This window comes from Photobacterium sp. TY1-4, from assembly GCF_025398175.1.
Classification (GTDB): Bacteria; Pseudomonadota; Gammaproteobacteria; order Enterobacterales; family Vibrionaceae; genus Photobacterium.
In genome coordinates, this window is the sequence record NZ_CP099735.1 from 1166767 (window position 1) to 1188157 (window position 21391).

Consider the following 21391-nt stretch of genomic DNA (forward strand, 5'->3'; position numbering starts at 1 on the left):
GATATGAATAGCTCAGCGGTGGCCTCAGGAGCATATCAATGATCAGAAAAGCCGAGCAGCGGGATTGTGTTAATCTGGCGGCGCTGTCACTGCAAGTGTGGCTGGATACTTATACGGTTCAGGGCCTGCGGACGCAGTTATCTCAGTATGTGTTATCAACCTTTACCGAAAGTCATTTTTCTCAGCTCTTGAATCAAGATGTCATTGAGATCATCGTGTATCAAGCAGAGAACCACCTGGTTGGTTTTATCATGGTGGATTTATCTTCTCGTTTCGAACAGTCTGAACGTTATAGTTATGAAGTGGCCACGTTGTATATATCCCGACACTTTCAGGGGCAAGGCATCGGACGGAAACGACTCCAGAAAATCGAGTGTTTATGCTGCGTGCCATTTTGGTTATCCGTTTGGGTGAATAACGAAGCTGCCATTCAGTTTTATCACCAACTCGATTTTCAGTGGGTGGGTGAGCTTCATTTTCATCTTGAGGGTAAACGTCACCGGAATGACGTTTTTTCCTGTTTCGACAGAGAAGCCTGAATTCAGATACAAAAGGGAAAACACATGGATTTATTAATCGAACAAGAAATCGCTTTGCATCAATTTGACATTCGCCAGAACATGGCTGAAGTCACGCGATTGATCCATCCCGATTTCCGGGAAATCGGCCGTTCCGGAACGAGTTTTGATTTTACAGCGATTCTCGACATGATGGCCTCTGAACACCCCTCTAATGGCTATATTCATTCGCAGGACTTTGAAGCGATGAAACTGGAAGAGCACATCTTTTTACTACTCTACAAATCAGCATGGGTCGATGACGCCGGCAATGCCTGTCATTTCGCCAAACGCTCATCGATTTGGTCATTCGACGGTGAAAAATGGCAACTCAAGTATCATCAGGGAACCCCCTGCGCCGAATTTCAACTTCAAACAATCACATGAGTTTGGCAGCTTGCCTTCAGCACCCCCCCATAAAGCACAAAAGAATTTACTCAAATATCAATATTCAGGAGGCGTGAGTCAATCGATGAAAAATAGCACCATCACCATATCCCCAATCGGTCACGTTCTGTCGACCAGAACTGAAGCAATTGATGATCGCTGGTCTGAAGAAATCATGTCTGACTACTGGAAACCACAAAGCGAACAAGATGATGAATAACCTTTCAACTTATGTTTCCGCGCTCCAAGGGAAAGAAACCAAGGTGGCTATCGTTGAGCATCAATCCACCCAGCACCAATGTGAAGAGGACGGCGTCATTATAAACGCTGTCGAGCATATCGTGACCTTCAGTAATGGGGTCACCTTAGCCACGCGACAAGAATGGGATCATCCGGATACGTTCTCTGAAGGTGTATCTGAAGACGTCTGTACTGAGTGTTGGATCACCTATGAAATCACCGCCAACCTGCAACACTTGCCGATTCGGCCGAGAAAAAAGAGCTTTGCCAATCGCTGCCAGGCGGCATTCTGGTTAAAGATAAATGATGTGCGTGCGGCGAATTAACCGTACTCTTTCAAACAAACGGCAATATTAAATCGCCTTCACGAGACAACAACGAATTCCACAAGAACATGATTAAAATTGAGGTTTTTTATGTTTGACTTTTTCACACAACTCCCGATTTGGTTTTATGTCATCGCCATCGTGACCAATTTACCGCTAATTTTATCTGACAGCCCACAGAAAAAGAATAAATTCTGGCCCATCATCACAGTCATTAACGCCGTTAACTTTACCGTCATGATTAGGCTGTTCCAAGGAGAAATCTCACCTTCTTTTTATGTCATGATTGGGTTTGCAACCCTGGCATCAGCGCTCGCCGTCAGGTTTTGTAATCAATGTGGTGCTAAAAACCTCCGTACAGCCAAAGCATTCGTCTGTATTAAATGCAAAAGATTTAATGATTAACACCTGTCTAATCCAGTATTTCTCTGGATAATCGCTGATGCTGTTGGACAAGAAATGGCCAGCAGCATCAGCGTTCAAATTAAGTCATTCATATCATGATGACCACTCTGTGTTTCCCGCCAAGACTCCGAATATAAAACATGCAAATATTCCCAATAGGAATACATAAATACCACTGGACAAGGGATTTAGAGATTCATCCCATAATTTAAACATTCTACTCAATCAATAATTTTTCATTGCTACTATTTTCAATCACAACCGCCTTATTGAAATAGTGAATATAATATCCTGCTTCAATACTGCATAAATATAAATATCAATAGTCCATTGAATAAATAAGGGTCCACTTATGTTTTGGAAATCCACACTCACACTTGCCGCGTCATCCATTTCTTTCATCCTCTTCAGTGCCCAGGCACAGGCGCACGGATGGTCGGAATACCCTGAAGCCAGACAGCAAATCTGCTACAACCAAGGTGGCCTTTGGGATAGTACGCCACCCAACCCTGCATGTGCGCAAGCCAAAACCATTTCCGGATCCTATCCGTTTATTCAACGGAATGAATATTCCATCAACATTCCCGACTACAACAATATGCAAGCCGTCCGAAATGCAATCCCGGACGGCACCCTGTGTTATGCCAACGATGCACAGAAAAAAGGCATGGGTGCGCCGCATGACGGCTGGACCCGTACAGAACTCAATGCCGGGACATTCGAGTATGTCTTCAATGCAACCGCCCCCCATAACCCATCGTTCTGGCAGTTCTACTTAACCAAACCGGGCGCGGATCTCTCCCAGGCACTGGCCTGGAGCGATTTAGAGCTCATTCATGAAGCAGGCAACGTGCCAGTGAACGGCGGTAAGTACCGCATGAACGTGACCATTCCTGCCGATCGTGTCGGCAATGCAACGCTGTTTGTGCGCTGGCAGCGTGTCGATGTGGTCGGGGAAGGCTTTTACAACTGTAGCGACATCGTCATTAAAAATAGCCAAATCACCCCACCGGTGGAGCCAACACCTGAGCCAGTTGAGCCGAACCTGATCCAGGGCAATCCCTTTATTCCGACCCCGTTCTCCTTAAATTCGGCGACAGTGGGCGATACCGTTCACTACACGGTCTTCAACGCATACGGCGAAGAACATGCCTCGTTCTCGCTGGTGATTACCGCCGAGAACCAGCACGACTGGGACCGCCTGCTGGCCTCACAAGTCAATGGTTGGTATGAAGCGAATCATCAGGGTCAGGTGTTCATCGGTCGTTGGCATGAGGCCATGAGCCATTACATGTATTTCAAAGATGATCTGTATGGCAATTACTTCAATTCAACAGACGGACTTTTCTCCGGTGAGTTTTCGATTACCACTGAAACCAGCCCGGTCGATGCCGTGATCTCGCCGAAAGTCCTGAAAGCCATCAGCCAGGCGCAGGTTGAGCACGGCGACTATGTGGTGCTGACGCCGGAGCACAGCAATGGCGAAGCGATGGACATCACCTGGCTACAAACCAGCGGAACGCCGGTACAAACCAATATCGGCTCGAATCATGAGCTGATCATCAAAACCGGGCAGTTGCCGGAGACGCGCCAAGAGCTCACATTCAAGCTGGTCGTCAGCAATGACCATGCTGCGGATGAAGCCGTGTATTCATTCGTGGTCGAGCCGGCTTCTACAACACCAGTCGGGCCGGTTGAGCCTGTAGATCCCGTTGAACCGCCGGTAGATACGAATGCCTGGCAGGCAACAGAAACCTACACTGCCCATGATGTCGTGACCCACCACGGCAAAACATGGACGGCGCAATGGTGGACGCGCGGTGAAGAGCCGGGCACAACGGGCGAATGGGGGGTATGGCGTTAAGTCGCAACCAGCCTCATTCACCGCTCGTTCAGAGTGAAAAAAGCCGCTGGCACGATGCCAGCGGCTGATATTTCAACCTGTAAAGATCGTGAGCTCGGAACAAGTTAAGCAAGCATCGTGGCTTCTTCGCGAAACAGGGCAAATCGCCGATGGGCGTCCGGTTGGTCAAAATAGTGCTGCAACGCTTCAACGCACAGCGGATCCAATTTGCCATTGTCGACCATCACCTGAAGCTCGGTCAACGCCTGCTCGACCGACCAGGCTTGTTTATACGGCCGCTCGCTGGTCAGGGCATCAAAAATATCCGACACCGTCACGATACGGGCAAAGAGACTGATTTCTTCCCCTTTCAGCCCATTCGGATACCCGCTGCCATCGAGCATTTCATGATGCTCACCAATCATCCGCTGGATCATCTGATACGCTTCGTGCTGCTTGATGATGCCATCACAGGCGGCATCCACCATCGCCAGCCCATATTCGACATGCCGCTTGATCGCCGAATATTCCTCACTTGTCAGCCGACCGGGCTTGAGTAGTACCTGATCGGCAATTCCGATTTTGCCGATATCATGCAGCGGAGAGAACTTGATCAGGTAATAAATCTCCCGATCCGTCAGCGCATGGTAACGGGCCACGTGGCTGGCGATAATCCGGGTCAGGGTGGTCAGTCGGGCGCAGTGCATGGCGGTACATTCATCGCGAATTTGCGATGCTTTCTCCGAAAACTTACTCAGCGACACAATACTGTCGAACTGCGAGCGTTCGTGAATGATGGTTTCCCGCAGCGCGGTCACTGCATCATCAAGCACTTTCACCGTCAGCGGATTAAAGAACGCCTTGTTACAAGAGTTAAAAAAGATAAACCCGAGAAAGTTGTTCTGAAAAAAGATCGGGATGGTATACGAGGAATTCAGATTGCTGTCCCGCAACCAGGCATTGGCCTTTCCGCTGTGACGACACAGGTAGCTGGAATAATCATCCACAATCCGGGTTTTCTTCTGCCGAACCAGCTCACTCAGCGAAGGCGATTTGGCTAACGGGATACAGTGGTGTCTGAGCGGCTGGATCCCTTCCGTCGAGTCCACATAAGTTCTGAGGTAAGTTTCATCTACCAGGGCGACAGAGATACGGTGTAACCCCTCTAGCCCTGTGCTAATCAATTCCCTGTGCAACTGCCTCACTGTGTCCCTGAGCATCGCCCCTGTCTCTCCAACCGTGACTGACCAAAAATTCGGTTTTTATCATAAACCACATAATTTATGTGCAATTGTAGTCAGTGCGTTCGGTATTTAAAAATGTTCGTGGCAATTTTGTTAATTAGGTATGGTTTTTCCGTTTCGGATAATCGAAATAAATGGCACCGACTTGTTTCCGGCTGATCGCCTGCCAGCTATCAACCTCCAGGCCGAACACCACCACCCCACTGGTCGGGACATTGTCGGCGTGGCAGCCGAGCTGATTGACCAGCTCATTCATCGCCGGGTTGTGGCTGACCACCATCAAATATTCAATTTGCGGCGGCACCGCTGTGATCACTGCCAGTATCTCACTTGCCGAATCGGTATACAGCTTCGGACACACTTCCAGCTTCGGGCGGCTGTCGAGCCCGGCGGCGAAATACTCTGCCGTTTGAAAAGCCCGGAGCGCCGAGCTGGTCAGGATCAACTGGGGCCCGGTCTGCCAGACGTTGAGCCGGTGCGCCATATCCGGCGCATTTTTTCGGCCACGATCGTTCAGGGGCCGGTCGTGATCATCCAGGAGCGGATCCTCCCAACAGGACTTGGCATGACGAACCAAAAAAAGAAGCTTCATTTTCAACTCTCCTCCAGCCCCACACAGCATTCCTTGCAGAGCGTATGATGCTCATCTGCAAGTTCTGATAAGTATAGAAAGCGGCAAGGAAAAAAACGTCAAGGAAGAGAGACGCCCCCGGTGTCGTGATATCAGGGGCAATTGCAGGGGCTATTCACGCGGCGGTGAATGCCCCGGTGAATACAGCGGTGGAGATGACAGTTACAGTGCCGATTTTACCGCCCGGGCTAACCGCTGTGCGGCTTTGGCCGGATCGGGATCTTTGGCATTGAAAAAATCACTCACGACATCAAAAATTGCCCCTTGCACATAGCTGGTCAGCGCCATCCCCTGAGATACGCTCGGTACCAGGCCATGATTGGCGGAAGCCAGGTTGAAAGCCGCCTGAGAGTTCTGCGCGCACTGATCGAACGGCGCCATATCCAAGTCATTGCGCACCGGAATCGACCCTTTGTTTAAATTAAACTCAGTCTGAAAACGCGGGTCCAGAATGGTCCGGGCCAGCGCCGTCTGTGCCTGGCGGTTTTCTTCGCGACTCAGGCGGAAAAAAACAAAGCTGTCGATGTTGTAGGTGAACTTGCCCCGGGTACCCGGGGCGGCCACACATAAGTAATCCCGGCCGGGGATTTTCCCCGCCGCTGCGAACTCACCCTTGGCCCAGTCACCCATCAGTTGCATGGCGGCTTCCCCGTCGATCACCATGGCCGTGGCATCAAACCAGCTGCGTCCCCGGTAATGTGGGTCGATATAATCCCGCATCTTGCGAAAGTGAGTAAACACTTCAGTCATTTTCGGGCTAGACAGGGCGTCTATATCCAGTTCCACCAGCGCTTTCTGGAATCCTTCCGCGCCGAGAACCGCCAACGCCACGACTTCAAACAAAGTGATGTCCTGCCACGGTTCGCCGCCATGGGCCAGCGGAATATAACCGGCCGCTTTGACCTGCTCTGCCACCTGGTAGAACTCATCCAGGGTAGTCGGCACCTCGGCCCCCGCTTGCTTCAGTACCGCTGGATTAACCCACAGCCAGTTCACCCGGTGGATATTGACCGGAACAGCAACATAGTTCCCCTGATACTTCATCAGATTGGCAACGACATCAGGCAAAATGGTATCCCAGTGATCCGCCTTCGCCACCTCATTCATATCGGTCAAAAAACCCAGTTTCGCCCATTCCTGGATCTCGAGCCCTTTGATCTGCGCCGCTGTCGGCGGGTTCCCGGACACCACCCGGGTTTTCAGTACCGTCATCGCGCTGTCCCCGCCCCCACCGGCCACGGCGAAATTCTTCCAGTGGTGGCCCTGGGCCTCGACCATGGTTTTCAGTACCGAGACCGACTTGGCTTCCCCGCCGGATGTCCACCAGTGCAGCACTTCCACTTCTCCGGCCTGTGGGGCACCAGCGCAAAGCCACAAGCTAAGCGAAGCGACTATCTGTTTTAATTTCATCGGCTCTCCCGGGGATTATCCGGCGCTACGCGTCCAGCAGGCGCGGAATATAGACTTTCACTTCCAGCCCGCCCGCTTCGGCGTTATGAATGGTTAAATCGCCGCCATGGGCATGAATAATATTACGGGCGATCCCCATCCCGAGGCCGTGGCCTTCACCATCTTTCGCCAGGCGGAAATAAGGTTCAAACACCGCTTCGAGTTTTTCGTCCGGGATCCCCGGCCCCTGATCTTTGATAATCAGTGCCAGCCCGTCCGGATGATCCGACGCAACGACCGTCACTTCCCGGCCGTACTTGACCCCGTTATCAATCAAGTTGCTCAGGCAGCGTTTCAGCGCCAACGGCTTGCCCGTCATTGGGGTGATCGGCGTATCCGGCAGATGCACCTTGACCGTCGGATGGTTATGGCGCTCGGCAATACTGCGCAGCATCTCAGTGAGATCCACCCGGGTCAGGTTTTCATGCAAATCAGTATCTTTTACCGTCTGCAAGGCCCCCTTCACCATCATCTCCAGCTCATCGAGATCGCGGTTAAACTTGTCAATCTTGTCTTCATCATCGATCAGCTCCGCCCGGAGCCGAAGCCGGGTGATCGGGGTTTTCAGATCGTGGGAAATGGCCGAGAACAGGTGCTCCCGATCATCAATGTAGCGCCGCAATCGGCGTTGCATCCGGTTAAAAGCCCGCGTGGCCGTCACCAGTTCACTGGCCCCTTCTTCGGCCAGCGGCGGCTGGTAAATATCCAGACTCAGGGCATTGGCGGCATTAGCCAGACGCTTGAGCGGCTTGGTCTGTCGCCGGATCATAAAGAAGGTGAAGGCCAACAGCAACGCGGTGGTGAAAAGCAGAAACAGGATCTGCTGGCCGGTAATAATTTCATCCTCAAGGGTGACATACGGGGCCGGCAGGAGCGCGGCGATATAAAGCCACTCATTTTCAGCCAGCTCCAGCTGGACCACCAGGATCGGTGGATTAAACGGCTCCAGACTGAGGGTATAGTGCGCCCAGGAACGCGGTAAATCACTGAGCAAAATCCCGTTTTTCAGCACTTGCAGCGTTTCCGGACGGGAGAATTCCACCCGGATCACATCCAGCCGGGGCAGTTTTTCATGCAGCACGTCCTGAAATACCCGCACTGCGGTATTTTTCATTTGCGAGTCCGGGATCGGATCAATTCGGATTTCTTCTTCATTGAACGAGACAAAGAACCGGGTGCCGCCCATGTTGCGCAGCTGATCAAGCACAATATGGCGGTACTCCAGCGGCAGCGACTGGAAAAACGTGACGGTAGAGGCGAACATGTTGGCCATGCTGGCCGAGGCCGATTCCAGCCCTTCCAGATCCCGCTGCTTGGTTTGCCCGTACCAGATCAGGGTGGCAATCAGCTGTGCCAGAAATACGGCCAGCAAGGTGAACCACAAGGTCCGGGCCAGCAAGGATTTGGGCCACCATTTCTTCCAATTCATCGTATTGTGCCTCTTGCTGAACCGACGATTGCGGGGTTGAGCGGGGTTATTCTTCGTCAATTACTCTTCGTAGATCACTTCGGCGTTGAACACATAGCCGTTGCCGCGAATGGTTTTGATCAGCCGCTGCTGGGTCCCTTTATCGCCCAGGCGTTGACGCAGCCGGCTGAGTTGCACATCAATCCCGCGCTCCGCCGGGTGGGCTTCCCGTCCGCGAGTCGCAACCGAGATGGTGTCCCGATCCAGCACCTCGTTCGGGCGGGTCAGAAACAGCATCAACAGTGAAAAGTCACTGCCCGACAGCTCGTACTCTGTCCCCTTGTCCAGATCAAACAAGCGGTGGGAACCGGTTTCCAGTCGCCAGTTGGCAAAGCGGATCGCTTTCGGCGTGGCCGTCGGCGCCAACTGAATCTCACTGCTCGGCTTCACCCGGCGTAGCAGCGCTTTAATCCGAGCCATGAGCTGACGCGGGCTGAACGGTTTGGCAATGTAGTCATCCGCACCGATTTCCAGGCCGATGATCTGATCCATTTCATCAGACACCGCAGTCAACATGATGATCGGCACATCTGACGTTTTCCGGATATGCTGGCATAAGGTAAAGCCGTCGTCGCCCGGCATCATGACGTCGAGTAGGATCAGGTCGGGATACCCCAACGTCAGGCGGCGTTTCATCTCTTCGCCTTCGGCCGCCGTGGTGACGGAAAAACCCGCTTTGGTCAGATACTCTTCCAACAGCTCGCGGATCTCCTGATCGTCATCAACAACCAGCACCTTCTTGCTTGTACTCATGTAACTTTCCTTATGCCCGATACGTGTCGCCTGTCACCGCATCACCGGTGTTCAACGTCGCGGCTTGCTCTCGACGCACAGTGTCTGCTCAAGTTGTGCCTGATCACCAAGCCCCCGTCGGTGGCTGGTTGCACCTAAGATACCAGAGCAGACACCCAAAGGCGTTCATTATACCTCAGAATCATCCACTTGACGGCAAACATTGATAGTCCGGTCAATTTCGGTGCAGCCCAACGGCCCCCGAACCAACAGGCAAAAAAAAGCTGCCAACGGAAGTGGCAGCTTTTTTGTCGGGCCGGGCCGTTAAGCCACACCCATCTGAGTTTTATATTTCGCCACCGCGCGTTCAAAAAAATCGCGGTCATCATCATCGGCAATGTTGTTGCTCAGTTCAACAAACACATCCGGCCCTCGCTGGGCGTTCTTCACTTGCCAGACGGCATAGGCGGCCTGTTTATCCAGCTCAACCCGATTTTTTTCTACTTGAGATAACAGCGTTAAATTATGCATCACCCGAAGCCAGACCAAAAAACACGGCGAGGATACTAGCCGATTTTCAACCGGAGACCAAGCCGATCACCGACGCCAGGCACCACTCCGCCGCACGCCTGTTACAGGCCGATCCCGACACCGAATAAGATGGCGTTGTTTTCCACCTCACCCATATCGCGATATTCATACCCCAAGCTCAAGTCGATGAATGGCAGCAGTGTAAACATAAATCCGACCCCGCCGGTGAATCCCCAGCCGTCATCGTTGCCTTTGAGGCCATCCCGCTCAATATCGACATCGTAGTAGTTCGCCCCGGCCTTGGCATACAGGCTGCCAATCAGCAGCGGGAGATCACCACGGAACGTGACCGGCACAGCGGTATAGTCAATATCGTTATCCGAGGCCGACAAGTCAGACTCAACTTCACCGCTCCCCCGAACCACACCGGCATTGACACTGAAAAAGTCGTTGAGTTGATAACTGGCATTCACGCCGTACTCGTAACCATATTCACTTCTGCCGTCGTAATCTAATTGCGCCGCGCCCGCCGTCGCCCCAACCGACAAACCCAGAATATCTGCACTGGCCGGAAGTGCCGTCAACGCCAGCGCAGCTGCTAGCAATTGTTTCTTCATCATTACATCCCTTTTGTAAAACATGCCCGATTGCCGTGGTCTTTCTTATCTTTAGTCAATTCTTGCCGTAATACCAGTTTCGCGCGTCAATAACGTGTTGATGTTCACCACAAAAACGGACTTTCAACCTGTAAGCGCACCTTCGACCGAATCGGGCCGTTTCTGGTTTCAGTTCTGGTTTCAGTTCTGGTTTCAGTTCTGGTTTGCCTTCTGGTGCAGTTTCCGGGGCTCATCGGGCTGCCTGACAACCCGCTCAAAATGTAATCCATTACAAATCGATATTCTTTTCCCTTTGGGAAATCAAGTGATACAAGATGCATAAAAATGGACAAACCCTATCAATAATTGTCTGATAAATATCTAAAACACCAGATTCTTGCATTTCACACGCGCCGAAGCACTGCTCAAAAAGCAAACGGTTTCCATCTCATTTTCAACAGATTTGGTTATCAATGGGTAGATTTCAGCATCACAGCAAGTAAAATGTGATCAATGTCGCGAGATACGCCGGGCATCTTCCTTACACTGCTCTCATGACAAGGCGATGACGCAAGGGGCCAATATAGAGCCACCGCATTCGCCGGAGAGAATTCGAAGATGCAACACTTAGAGGGTAAACACATGAACGAAATTCTGCTTGCCACCTTTGCAGGCTTAATTGTTGGCTTGTTTTTTTCAGCCGTAAAACTGCCGCTGCCAGCGCCACCTGTGCTGCCGGGCATTATGGGCATCGTCGGTGTTTACCTGGGCGGTATTGCCTACCAGGCCATTGTTGAGCGCTTTTTCTCTTAACGCTTTCACTTTTCTTTTTTCATACATTCCTAGGAGTAAGCTATGGCTACCCCACATATCAATGCTGAACTTGGTGATTTTGCCGAAACGGTCCTGATGCCAGGCGATCCGCTGCGCGCGAAATTCATTGCAGAAAACTTCCTGGAAGATGTAAAGCTGGTTTGCGACGTTCGCAACATGTTTGGTTACACCGGCACGTATAAAGGTAAGCCGGTATCTGTGATGGGCCACGGGATGGGTATTCCGTCATGCTCTATTTATGTTCACGAGCTAATCAAAGATTTCGGCGTCAAGAACATCATCCGTATCGGTAGCTGCGGCGCCGTACATGATGATGTGAAGCTGATGGACGTGATCATCGGGATGGGCGCCTCCACAGATTCCAAAGTCAACCGCATTCGCTTTAACAACCATGACTTCGCTGCAATTGCAGATTTCCACCTGCTGGAAACTGCGGTTAACCAAGCGCGCCTGCAAGACGTGCCGGTTCGCGTCGGCAACGTTTTCTCTGCTGACCTGTTCTACAGCCCGGAAGCGGATCTGTTCGACAAGATGGAAAAACTTGGCATGCTGGGTGTCGACATGGAAGCTGCCGGTATCTACGGTGTGGCTGCTGAGTTGGGTGCCAAGGCCCTGACGATTCTGACCGTCTCTGACCACATCAAACGTGGTGAGAAACTGAGCGCTGAAGATCGTCAGAAGTCGTTCGCTCAGATGATGAATGTGGCACTGGAAACCGCCATCAACATCTAATCCTCGAAGCGGTTGTCGCCCCCCGATGCGGCGGCCGCGTTTTCCTTATCGCTATACGCTGAGCCTGTTGAGCGTATAGCAATGAGAAAAACAGGGACATTAGTGTCGACAAGGATGCAGTCACTCCGCCGGGTCGCGGCTCAATATTTTGTAAAATGTGGCGTCTTACACAATTTGAACTGGCGACGGGTCATGCCATCGCCAGCGAACCGACAGAATGAAGGCTGAGTTATCGTCTCTAATTACGCACTGAATAAGGGAAGCCTCTTTTATTCAGTGCCCTCCCTTCCCTTTCGATGTGGCTGCCGGGTACCCAGATGTAACCCAGGCACAAGGATAAGGTTAAGCTGGTATGATCAAACCTCTGCACACGGATTGCAATGATGCCTTACTGCCGCCCGCTTGCGGCCACCTACAGCTTAATCATTGCAAAACCGTCGGTTGTCCCAACTTCGGGTCGGAAGACACCCGCCATTATGTTCTGCAACGCAATAATCCGAACCGGCCAACCCTGGTCTGCCGTGAATGCGGCGCTTTTCCGCCCATCCTGAACAACCATGATGTCGCAGCCGAAGTCTCCCGCCTCAAACTGATGCAAAGCAGTGGCCTGCCAGCATGCAGCAATCCGGATTGTGAAAATCTCGGCCTGCCGGTCCTGACCCACCGCCACCTGTACCATGCCTTTGGCTACAGCGGTGATCGACAGCGTTATCGTTGTAAATGCTGCCAGAGTACCTTTGTTGATCGCTGGTCAGGATTTAACGGCAAGAACCAGGTGCAACAAAAGCTGCTGGCGCTGTTGTTTACCGGCTATTCCGTACGGGATATCTGCCGCCGCCTCAGTATGAACCCGAAATCGTTTTACGATCAGCTGTCCCATATCGCCAGCCGCTGTCGCCGCCAGTTGTCGATGTTTGACGCCCGATTATTTAAACACGCGCATCAGTTGTCGCTGGCCTCCAACCTGGTGCCGCTGCAACCGAAAAGCGACAACGGAGTCAGCTGGATTGCCAGCTGCGAGGCCAATTCCGGCTATGTGGTCGGCCAGCATATCAATTACCAACAGACGGATGTCGAGACCCCGTCGGATACCCACAACCCCTATCAGAATGATACCCGGTTCATGGCCGCGCCCGGAGCCCGCCTGGTTGAAGCCGCCCCACCCGCGCCTCAGGGAACACTGGCGCGCGTCGATGCCAAATACCGCGAGATCCTGTCCCGGCCCAATATGGAAGATCCACTCTCCAGCATGCCGCGGATCAACTATCCGGCCAAAGGCTGTCTGATCCGCCTGCAATACACCGTTTATGCCCACTACCTGCATCTGGCCCAGATGCTGGAGCACAATGAGTCGCTGGCGATTTATATGCCGCAGGAAACCTTGCTGCGCTCTGCCTGTATCTCGGTGTTCATGGCGCGGATCAAAGCCAGGACGGTCCATCCGGTGTACGTCGAAGCGGACCGTGACTGGGAGCAAGGCCAGAAGGCCGGTCGCATTGATATTGTCCTGGTTGGCTGGTGGCGCGATCGCTGGGCCTTTACCCGCCAGGATGAGGTCAGCAAAGGGATCTGCCACTTAGGTGGCGAGAAGGACAATGAAGCCAAATGGCTTGAACTGGCCAGCTGGGACACCATTGGCGACTATCAGGATCGGTTCCACGATCAGTTCTCGCAACTTGTTGACGAGCCCCGGCGTAAATTACGCCCGGCAGGCCTGCTGCCACTACTGGACATCTACCGGGCCTGGCATAACCTCTGCCGCCAGGACCGAACCGGCATGACCCCGGCCCAGCGGGTCGGGCTCACTTCAGCACCGCTCACCCTGGAGCAGTTGCTGAATTAAGTCATCAGCGCATCGTGGCAAGCACGGCTGCCCGATGCGCGCAGTTGCAAAAGAGCGCAGCCGGAACATCCCGGCTGTTGACCTGCTGCCAGTAGCCTCCCCCCCTCAATGTCACAACGGCAAGAGCCAGCTGCCGAATCTGAAACATGCAAATCGGCGCCAGTGATTATCCCCACCCGCCGTTTCTTTACAATTAACATTTTCTTTGCAATTGAGATCAACTTTCCTTCTCGAATCAGGATGAATCGAATTGATAATCCCCTAAGATGTATCTACAACAGATAAAAAGGAATGAATTGAGGGGAATGGAGTTTGAGTAGGTTACTCCCTAACAAAATTAAGCCAATTCTGATGGCCAGTATGCTGACCGTCGGCATTTTACCCGCCTTATTCTATGGCTGGGCCAGTAACGACAAAATGTCCTCCGTGGCGCTGTCGAATATTTCGCAGGGGTTAAGCTACCGCAACGAGTTAGCCGCCCATAATATCGAAAACTTAATTGCCAAACGCCTGCTCTGGCTGCGCACGCTGGCCAACTCACCCATTTCGGAATTCAAGCATTATCAAACCACCGACGGCCAATCTCTGCTCAAACACTATTTTACGGATCATACTGCCGTCGATCCGGCCTTTTCTGCGATCTTTCTGTTAGAAAACGGTCCCCAAGGCTATCAGATCACCGAATCCTGCCATAGTGCCAAGCTTCCAACCGTCCTCAACGATCTGAGCCGTACCAACGGCCCGTCGATCACGCAGATCCTGGCGCAACTCTCCGCCTCCGGGCAGCAGGTCTATCTCTCGCAGCCGTTTGACCTGAATCAGAAACCTTATCTGTATTTGATCACGCCGATCAAACAGAGTACTGAACGCCAGCCGACCTTACTGGCCGTGCGCTATGAACTGTCGGATATTAACGATAACCTGAAGCATCTGGACAACCAGAGTAAGGACAAAGATTACGTCTTTCTGATCAATGGTAACGGCAATATCATTCTGTCCGGCCATCACCAGGGCTTTAACCTGCAGGGGTTTGATGATTTTCACAAACGGTACAATCAGCAAACCCCAACGCCAGATCAAAGTCGGGTGCTGTCTTATGATGACTACTACAACGACGAGCAAATCGCCGTCATCACCCGCTTAAGCACCCAGGCAGACGCCCCCCAACTCAACTGGTCGCTGGTCTCGATCACTCCGAAAGATATCGCCCTGCAGGATGTCATTTATCTCAACCGGTATTTTCTCATCGCCCTGTTGCTCAATGCCGGGATCGTGATTGTGCTGTCTTTCGCGTTGACGCGCCGCATCACCCATCCTCTGGCCAAACTGTCCCGGATGGCTGCACGGTTCAAACTGGGCGATTACAGCGCCAATCCGCCGATCCAGGGTCCCCATGAGTTTCAGGTCCTGCATGATGCGCTGAACCAAGGCGCAGAGCGAATTTCTAACGACAACAAACGTCTCAACCAGGCACTGCGAAAAACCGAAGCCGCTGACCGCGCAAAATCAGCGTTTCTGGCGAACTTGTCCCACGAAATTCGCACGCCGATGAACGGCATGCTGGGACTGTCCCAGCTGCTGCTGAAAACCGATTTATCGGCGGAGCAGGAAAAGCATATCCGCACCCTGCTGGAATCCGGCAAACACCTGATGTCCCTGCTCAATGACATTCTCGATTTTTCCAAAATTGAGCAAGGCCAGCTCAAGCTGGACAGAACCAACTTTTGTTTCACCGATCTGGTCGGCACCGTCGAGAGTATCTTTTATCCGCTGGCGATGGAGAAAGGGATCCTGTTCGATGTCCATTGTCACTTTAATGCCAACAACTGGTATTTTGCCGATAAGTCCCGACTGCGGCAGATTCTATTCAACCTGGTGAATAACGCGATCAAATTCACCGAGCAAGGTCAGGTCGAAGTCATTCTCAACATGGAAGACGGCCGGGAAGCCGGCGAGTGCTGTCTGACGATTCACGTCAAAGACACCGGTATCGGCATTGCCCCAGAGCGGATGAAACAGATTTTCGATCCGTTCGTTCAAGCGGAAGCTTCGACCAGCCGCCGCTTCGGCGGCACCGGGCTGGGACTGAGCATCGTCAAACAGCTGACCCAACAAATGAACGGGGAAGTCCGGATTGACAGCACGCCGGGGGTCGGTTCGACTTTCACCGTCACCCTGATGATCCACGAAGGCCAGTACATCGAAACCGAAAAAGAGCTCATTCATATTACCCCCAGCACGTTCCAGGGCCTGAAAGTCCTGATTGTGGAAGACAATCACCTCAACGTCTTGATCATCGACGCGTTCCTCAAACAACGGGGATTCATGACCGAAGTGGCGGAAAACGGTGCCAAAGCACTGGAAATCCTAGAACGGGAGTTCTTCGATGTGATCCTGATGGATAACCATATGCCGGTGATGGACGGCATTGAAGCAACCGAGCAAATCCGGGCCATGGATTCGCCGGTCAGTCAGACGCCGATTTTTGCCTGTACCGCAGATGTCTTCGAGGAAACACAACGAAATATGATTGCAGCCGGAGTCGACTGCGTGATCACCAAACCGCTGGATGAGCAGAAGCTGCTGGACGCCTTACAAAACTTCAAGCACAAGATCACCTATATGGCGATGCTGCGCAAAACCCATGCACAGGAAACAGCCTTAAACGATGCACTGTTAACAGCCCCAGCCATCCCTGAGGCCATGTGGCAATCCGACGGCGCGAACCTGGCCGGACAAGGCGCACCAAACGAGCCCCTGACCCAGGTGACCCCAGTGGCCCCGGAGATTCCGGCAACCGTGCCGGTCGACCAGATGAATCCCGACAGTCCTCGTGAACCCGCTCAAATTGCGGCCAATTTTGCAGATCAGTTTGAGCACATCAACATTGATGAATTGCTGGATATGATGGATCAGGATCTGGACGTGATTATGCAGTTTTTGCAGATTTTTGCCGAAGAGCACAGCCAGGATCCAGAAAAGCTCCAGGTTGCATTGGATGACAATGATCGTGACCGTGCGATCCTGATCAGCCACTCGCTCAAAGGCGCATCAGGCAGTATCGGGGCGCAGTCTGTCCAGCAGGCCGCCCTGCTGATTGAGAAGAAACTCAAAGCCGGTGAGCAGCCCACGAGTGACGATTTGGCCCAGCTCAGCGACCGGCTGCGTTTGCTGGTCGACGAAATTCACCAGCAGCTGGAGATCACCCCTTAATCGCGCGCCGCCTCATCACAGCGTGAGATTATCACAGCGTGAGAAAGCGGCCCCGCAAAACTAATGAACATGACCCATTAGCCATGAACCATAAACCAAAGCGCGCCGGGCATTATTTCAGGCCCAGCCGCTTTGCCAACCGGTGCAGATTTCCGCTGTCCACCCCGAGCTGACGCGCTGTTGCAGCCCAGTTATCTTGATTGTGCGCCAGGGCTTCACGAATGAAATGGGTCTGAAAGGCATCCGTCGCCTCCCGCAGCCCAGTGCCGAATCCGTTCGGGTGCATCATGGCACTTGCTGAGGCCTGGCGGTTTGCGCGATCGGGCCAACGAACGGCACCGTACCGATGCCCGTCAACTTCAGCCGCCCCATGCTCACTTGCCGCAGCAGAAAAATTAAAATGCTGCGGTAAAATCTGTGGCGCATCAGTACCATACGCCGCCCGGGCCAGAATCGCCGCCCGGTGGATCGCATGCTCCAGCTCGCGGACATTCCCCGGCCAGTGATATTGGCTCAAACGTGCCAATCCCGCCGGGCTGAGTCGCAAGCTTCTCACGCCCAGCTTCACCCGGCACTTTTCGAGAAAAAATCCGGCCAGCAGCGCAATATCATCGCCCCGCTCGCGCAGCGGGACCACATGCAGCGGGAATACACTGAGACGATGGTACAAATCGGCCCGGAAACGGCCTTCCACCACTTCTTGCTTCAAGTCTTTATTCGTTGCAGCAATGATGCGAACATTCACTTTCAGGCTGCGATCATCGCCGATCCGCTGTAAATCACCATACTGGATCACCCGCAGCAACTTGGCTTGCAAGGCCAATGGCAACTCGCCGATTTCATCGAGGAATAAGGTTCCCTCGTTGGCCATTTCAAACTTGCCGCTCCGGTTGCTGATGGCCCCGGTAAACGCCCCTTTCACATGACCAAACAGTTCACTTTCCGCCACCGACTCCGGCAACGCGGCGCAGTTGAGATACACCAACGGCTTTGCAGCGCGATCGGACTGGCGATGGATCCCCTTGGCCACCAGTTCTTTGCCCACCCCGGTTTCCCCCAGGATCAACACGTTAAGATCAGAGCTGGCCACGACATCCATTTCGTTTTTCAAGGCCGCCATCGGGGCCGACTGGCCAATCATCTCCTGATGATCGGTGTCGCCCAGGTTGCCCAGCGGCTGCGGCGTCGGACTGCCCGCCGCCTCTTTCTCCAGTTGTTCCATCATCAGCGCATTACTCAGCGACACCGCCGCCAGCGCGCTCAGTGTCCGCAGGTCCTGATCGCTGAATTCCAGAAACGCCCGGGTATCGAAACTGTCAATGGTCAGCGCCCCAATCAGATGATCATCCGCCATCAACGGCAGGCCGATACAGGCGTGAACCTTCAAATCCTCATCCTGGTTCGGGATCAGGCCGTCAAACGGATCGGGCAAATCACTGTCGGCCGGAAACCGCACCACATCGCCCGCCCGGGCAATGGCTTCCAGGCGCGGATGCGCGGCCAAGTCAAACCGCCGTCCGAGTACATCGGGCAACAGGCCATCGATCGCCAGCGGGATAAACTGCTGGCCACGGAACGCCAGCAGGGCCGACGCATCACAGTTCAACGTCTGGCGAATGGTCCTGAGCAGGCGGTGAAACCGATCCTGGGTCGAAATACTGGTGGTCAGGTCTAAAGCGATGTGGGTGAAATCCCGGGGCGGCAGCACCATACGTTGAACTCCATTCATTGTTGAGCCGGTTCCCAGCTTAGAAGTCCGTGATGAAAGTGTCAATTAGACAATCTGGTGTGAAATTGACAAATATCAAAGAATGTCATTTCGACATCAATACAAAAATAAACCCCTTTAAAATCAATAAAATAAAAACTGGCACATTCTTTGTTTATATGAGTTCACGATCCATTCAAAAAGAGAACTCAGAGATGACGAAACAAAAACTATCGATTATCTCGCTACTGATCGTCTGCATAGCCTCCTTCACGGTTCTGCTCAGCATCGGCAGCGATATTTACCGGGAAGCGCCCCCAATTCCAACCCAGGTCGTCAGCACCCAAGGAGAGGTGATCTACACCAAGGCAGACATTCAACAGGGCCAGCTGGTCTGGCGTTCGATGGGCGGCCATCAGCTGGGCTCGATTTGGGGCCACGGCTCCTATATCGCCCCGGACTGGACGGCTGACTGGCTGCACCGCGAAGCCGACAACTGGCTGGAAATAGCGGCGCAGGAAACTTTCGGTCAACCCTTTGCGCAGCTCTCCGGCAGCCAGCAAGCTGGTCTGGAGCAGGCACTGCGGGAAGACATCCGCCCGAATAACTACAATCCGAACACCGGCATCATCACCCTTTCTGAACGTCGTTCCGATGCCATCGCACAAGTGCAGCAGCACTACATCGGCCTGTTTGGTGACGATCCGGCCTGGCAGCCCCTGCGGAAAGATTACGCCATGAAAGAAGGCACCGTCTCGACCGCTGAGCGCCGCCAGCAACTGACCGCTTTCTTCTTCTGGAGTGCCTGGGCTGCCGGAACGGAGCGTGTCGATCAAGATTACACCTACACCAACAACTGGCCTTATGATCCGGTGTTGGGCAATACTCCGACTTCCAACAACGTTGTCTGGTCGATCCTGAGTGTGGTCGTGCTGATCGCCGGCGTCGGTGCGTTGGCCTGGTATCACGCAGCGCTGAAACATGAACCACTGCCGACACCGCCCAGCGAAGATCCCCTGTTTGACAGCAAACCAACACCGTCGCAAAAAGCGGTTGGTAAATACTTCCTGACCGCAGTCGGCCTGTTCCTACTGCAAGTGTTCCTCGGCGGCATCACCGCCCACTACGGTGTTGAAGGCCAGGACTTCTACGGCATCCCGCTGTCTGAAATTCTGCCTTATTCCGTCACCCGCACCTGGCATACCCAACTGGCAGTGTTCTGGATTGCGACCGCCTGGCTCGGGACCGGCCTCTACATCGCCCCGGCGCTGTCCGGCCATGAACCGAAATTCCAGCGCCAGGGCGTCAATGTGCTGTGGGTAGCCCTGGTTGTGGTTGTCCTCGGCTCCATGGCCGGTGAATGGCTGGCGGTCCAACAATACTTCGATCTCGATACCAGCTATCTGATTGGCCATCAGGGTCAGGAATACATCGATTTGGGCCGGATTTGGCAGGTATTGCTGCTGGTTGGTCTGCTGATCTGGCTGGCGCTGGTCACCCGTTCCATTCGCCCGGCCCTGTCACAGCAAGGCGACATGCGCGCGGTGATCTGGGTGCTGTATGCCTCTTGTGTCGCGATTGGCCTGTTCTATGGTGCCGGTCTGTTCCAGGGCAAACACACCAACCTGGCGATTGCCGAATACTGGCGCTGGTGGGTGGTTCACCTGTGGGTTGAAGGCTTCTTTGAAACCTTTGCGACGTCCGTCATTGCCCTGATGTTTGTCCGCCTCGGCCTGGTTCGCGCCGCCACCGCCAACAGCGCCGTGCTGTTTGCCACCGTGGTCTTTCTGACCGGCGGTCTGATCGGAACCCTGCACCACCTGTACTTCACCGGGACGCCAACCCCTGTAATTGCCTGGGGCGCGATTTTCTCAGCGCTTGAAGTGGTGCCGCTGGCACTGATTGGATTCGAAGCCGTAGAAAGCTACCGGATGCGTAATGCCACCGAGTGGATGCGTCGCTATAAATGGGCCATTATGTTCTTCGTCGCGACCGCATTCTGGAACCTGTTCGGGGCCGGTGTCCTTGGCTTCCTGATCAACCCACCGGTCTCGCTGTACTTTATCCAGGGCCTGAACACCACAGCAACCCACGGTCACGGTGCATTCATGGGCGTTTACGGTATGCTGGGCATTGGATTGATGCTGTTCTGCCTGCGGGGCCTCGCCGGGGAAGCCAAAGGCTGGGATGACAAGTGGCTCAAGTGGGCATTCTGGTCGCTCAACATTGGCTTGGCTGCAATGCTGCTGATGTCGCTGTTGCCGGTCGGCCTGGTTCAGTTCTTCGCGGTCATCGACCATGGCTACTGGTTCGCCCGCTCGCCAGAAGTGATGCACAGCCCGCTGGTTGAGACCCTGATCTGGCTGCGGATGCCCGGAGATATGCTGTTCGGTGCCGGCGGGATCTTCCTCGGTCTGTTCCTTTTCAAGCTGGTCATGAGCGCCATCAAGCGAGGCACCGGCAAAGAAACGGAGGCCCTGTCATCATGAGCACATCTGTTCAGGCGACCATCCAAATGACCCTGGCCTCCGGCGGGATCATCCTGGGTATCGCGGTGATGGGCAGCCTGCCGCAACTGCTCATTCAACTGACTTATGAACTGGGGTGGAACGTCACTGCCTCTATATAACCTCCGCCCGGGTCGACACGCCG

At 53.5% G+C, this 21391-nt stretch carries 20 protein-coding genes; 12 read left to right on the forward strand and 8 right to left on the reverse strand.

Annotation, left to right across the window (positions count from 1 at the left end; all coding sequences use genetic code 11):
* Positions 1-38: 38 nt before the first annotated feature.
* The 6 genes from NH461_RS22080 (at position 39) to NH461_RS22105 (ending at position 3779) form a co-directional block, all read left to right on the forward strand.
* Complete coding sequence (locus NH461_RS22080) at positions 39-539, forward strand: GNAT family N-acetyltransferase (protein ID WP_261603114.1); 501 nt, start codon at positions 39-41, stop codon at positions 537-539.
* Between the two features lie 24 nt (positions 540-563).
* Positions 564-944 carry a DUF4440 domain-containing protein gene (locus tag NH461_RS22085; protein ID WP_261603115.1) on the forward strand — a complete coding sequence of 127 codons (381 nt, stop codon included), beginning with the start codon at positions 564-566 and terminating at the stop codon, positions 942-944.
* A gap of 85 nt (positions 945-1029) precedes the next feature.
* Entirely contained in the window at positions 1030-1164 is a 135-nt protein-coding gene (locus tag NH461_RS22090; RefSeq protein ID WP_261603116.1) for a hypothetical protein, read from the forward strand.
* Positions 1154-1510: a hypothetical protein gene (locus tag NH461_RS22095; RefSeq protein WP_261603117.1), complete on the forward strand. Its 357-nt coding sequence runs from the start codon at positions 1154-1156 to the stop codon at positions 1508-1510. Before NH461_RS22090 ends, NH461_RS22095 begins: the two co-directional genes overlap by 11 nt.
* 90 nt (positions 1511-1600) lie before the next feature.
* Positions 1601-1915 (forward strand): hypothetical protein, encoded by a 315-nt coding sequence (locus tag NH461_RS22100; protein WP_261603118.1) that lies wholly within the window; start codon positions 1601-1603, stop codon positions 1913-1915.
* 352 nt (positions 1916-2267) lie between these two features.
* A complete protein-coding gene (locus NH461_RS22105) occupies positions 2268-3779 on the forward strand; it encodes a lytic polysaccharide monooxygenase (RefSeq protein WP_261603119.1) in 1512 nt (503 codons plus the stop codon).
* Positions 3780-3883: 104 nt separating this feature from the next.
* On the opposite strand, the gene NH461_RS22110 is transcribed toward NH461_RS22105, so the two are convergent.
* The 7 genes from NH461_RS22110 to NH461_RS22140 form a co-directional block, all read right to left on the reverse strand.
* Entirely contained in the window at positions 3884-4867 is a 984-nt protein-coding gene (locus NH461_RS22110; RefSeq protein ID WP_261603120.1) for an HD-GYP domain-containing protein, read from the reverse strand.
* Positions 4868-5099: 232 nt separating this feature from the next.
* Positions 5100-5594 carry a SixA phosphatase family protein gene (locus NH461_RS22115; RefSeq protein ID WP_261603121.1) on the reverse strand — a complete coding sequence of 165 codons (495 nt, stop codon included), beginning with the start codon at positions 5592-5594 and terminating at the stop codon, positions 5100-5102.
* 201 nt (positions 5595-5795) lie between these two features.
* On the reverse strand, positions 5796-7043 hold the full coding sequence (locus NH461_RS22120; protein WP_261603122.1) for an ABC transporter substrate-binding protein: 1248 nt from the start codon (positions 7041-7043) through the stop codon (positions 5796-5798).
* Between the two features lie 25 nt (positions 7044-7068).
* Complete coding sequence (locus NH461_RS22125) at positions 7069-8511, reverse strand: ATP-binding protein (RefSeq protein WP_261603123.1); 1443 nt, start codon at positions 8509-8511, stop codon at positions 7069-7071.
* A 60-nt stretch (positions 8512-8571) separates the two neighbouring features.
* Positions 8572-9303, reverse strand: coding sequence for a response regulator (locus NH461_RS22130; protein WP_261603124.1), 732 nt, complete (start codon positions 9301-9303; stop codon positions 8572-8574).
* Positions 9304-9606: 303 nt separating this feature from the next.
* Positions 9607-9813, reverse strand: a complete 207-nt coding sequence (locus NH461_RS22135; RefSeq protein WP_261603125.1) for a DUF3283 family protein — start codon at positions 9811-9813, stop codon at positions 9607-9609.
* Between the two features lie 101 nt (positions 9814-9914).
* Positions 9915-10433 (reverse strand): porin family protein, encoded by a 519-nt coding sequence (locus NH461_RS22140; protein ID WP_261603126.1) that lies wholly within the window; start codon positions 10431-10433, stop codon positions 9915-9917.
* Between the two features lie 618 nt (positions 10434-11051).
* Here NH461_RS22140 and NH461_RS22145 point away from each other — a divergent pair.
* The 4 genes from NH461_RS22145 (at position 11052) to NH461_RS22160 (ending at position 17031) form a co-directional block, all read left to right on the forward strand.
* Entirely contained in the window at positions 11052-11222 is a 171-nt protein-coding gene (locus NH461_RS22145; RefSeq protein ID WP_261603127.1) for a XapX domain-containing protein, read from the forward strand.
* 42 nt (positions 11223-11264) lie between these two features.
* A complete protein-coding gene (deoD, locus tag NH461_RS22150; protein WP_261603128.1) occupies positions 11265-11975 on the forward strand; it encodes a purine-nucleoside phosphorylase in 711 nt (236 codons plus the stop codon).
* Between the two features lie 352 nt (positions 11976-12327).
* Positions 12328-13818 (forward strand): lactate dehydrogenase, encoded by a 1491-nt coding sequence (locus tag NH461_RS22155; RefSeq protein WP_261603129.1) that lies wholly within the window; start codon positions 12328-12330, stop codon positions 13816-13818.
* A 312-nt stretch (positions 13819-14130) separates the two neighbouring features.
* A complete protein-coding gene (locus NH461_RS22160; protein ID WP_261603130.1) occupies positions 14131-17031 on the forward strand; it encodes an ATP-binding protein in 2901 nt (966 codons plus the stop codon).
* A 112-nt stretch (positions 17032-17143) separates the two neighbouring features.
* Here the strand turns inward: NH461_RS22160 and norR are convergent, their stop codons facing one another.
* Positions 17144-18742 carry a nitric oxide reductase transcriptional regulator NorR gene (norR, locus tag NH461_RS22165; protein ID WP_410000145.1) on the reverse strand — a complete coding sequence of 533 codons (1599 nt, stop codon included), beginning with the start codon at positions 18740-18742 and terminating at the stop codon, positions 17144-17146.
* Between the two features lie 212 nt (positions 18743-18954).
* On the opposite strand from norR, the gene NH461_RS22170 reads away from it, so the two are divergent.
* Positions 18955-21228, forward strand: a complete 2274-nt coding sequence (locus tag NH461_RS22170) for a nitric-oxide reductase large subunit (RefSeq protein ID WP_261603132.1) — start codon at positions 18955-18957, stop codon at positions 21226-21228.
* Positions 21225-21368, forward strand: coding sequence for a hypothetical protein (locus NH461_RS22175; RefSeq protein ID WP_261603133.1), 144 nt, complete (start codon positions 21225-21227; stop codon positions 21366-21368). The genes NH461_RS22170 and NH461_RS22175 overlap by 4 nt, the downstream gene beginning before the upstream one ends.
* Positions 21369-21391: the final 23 nt, after the last annotated feature.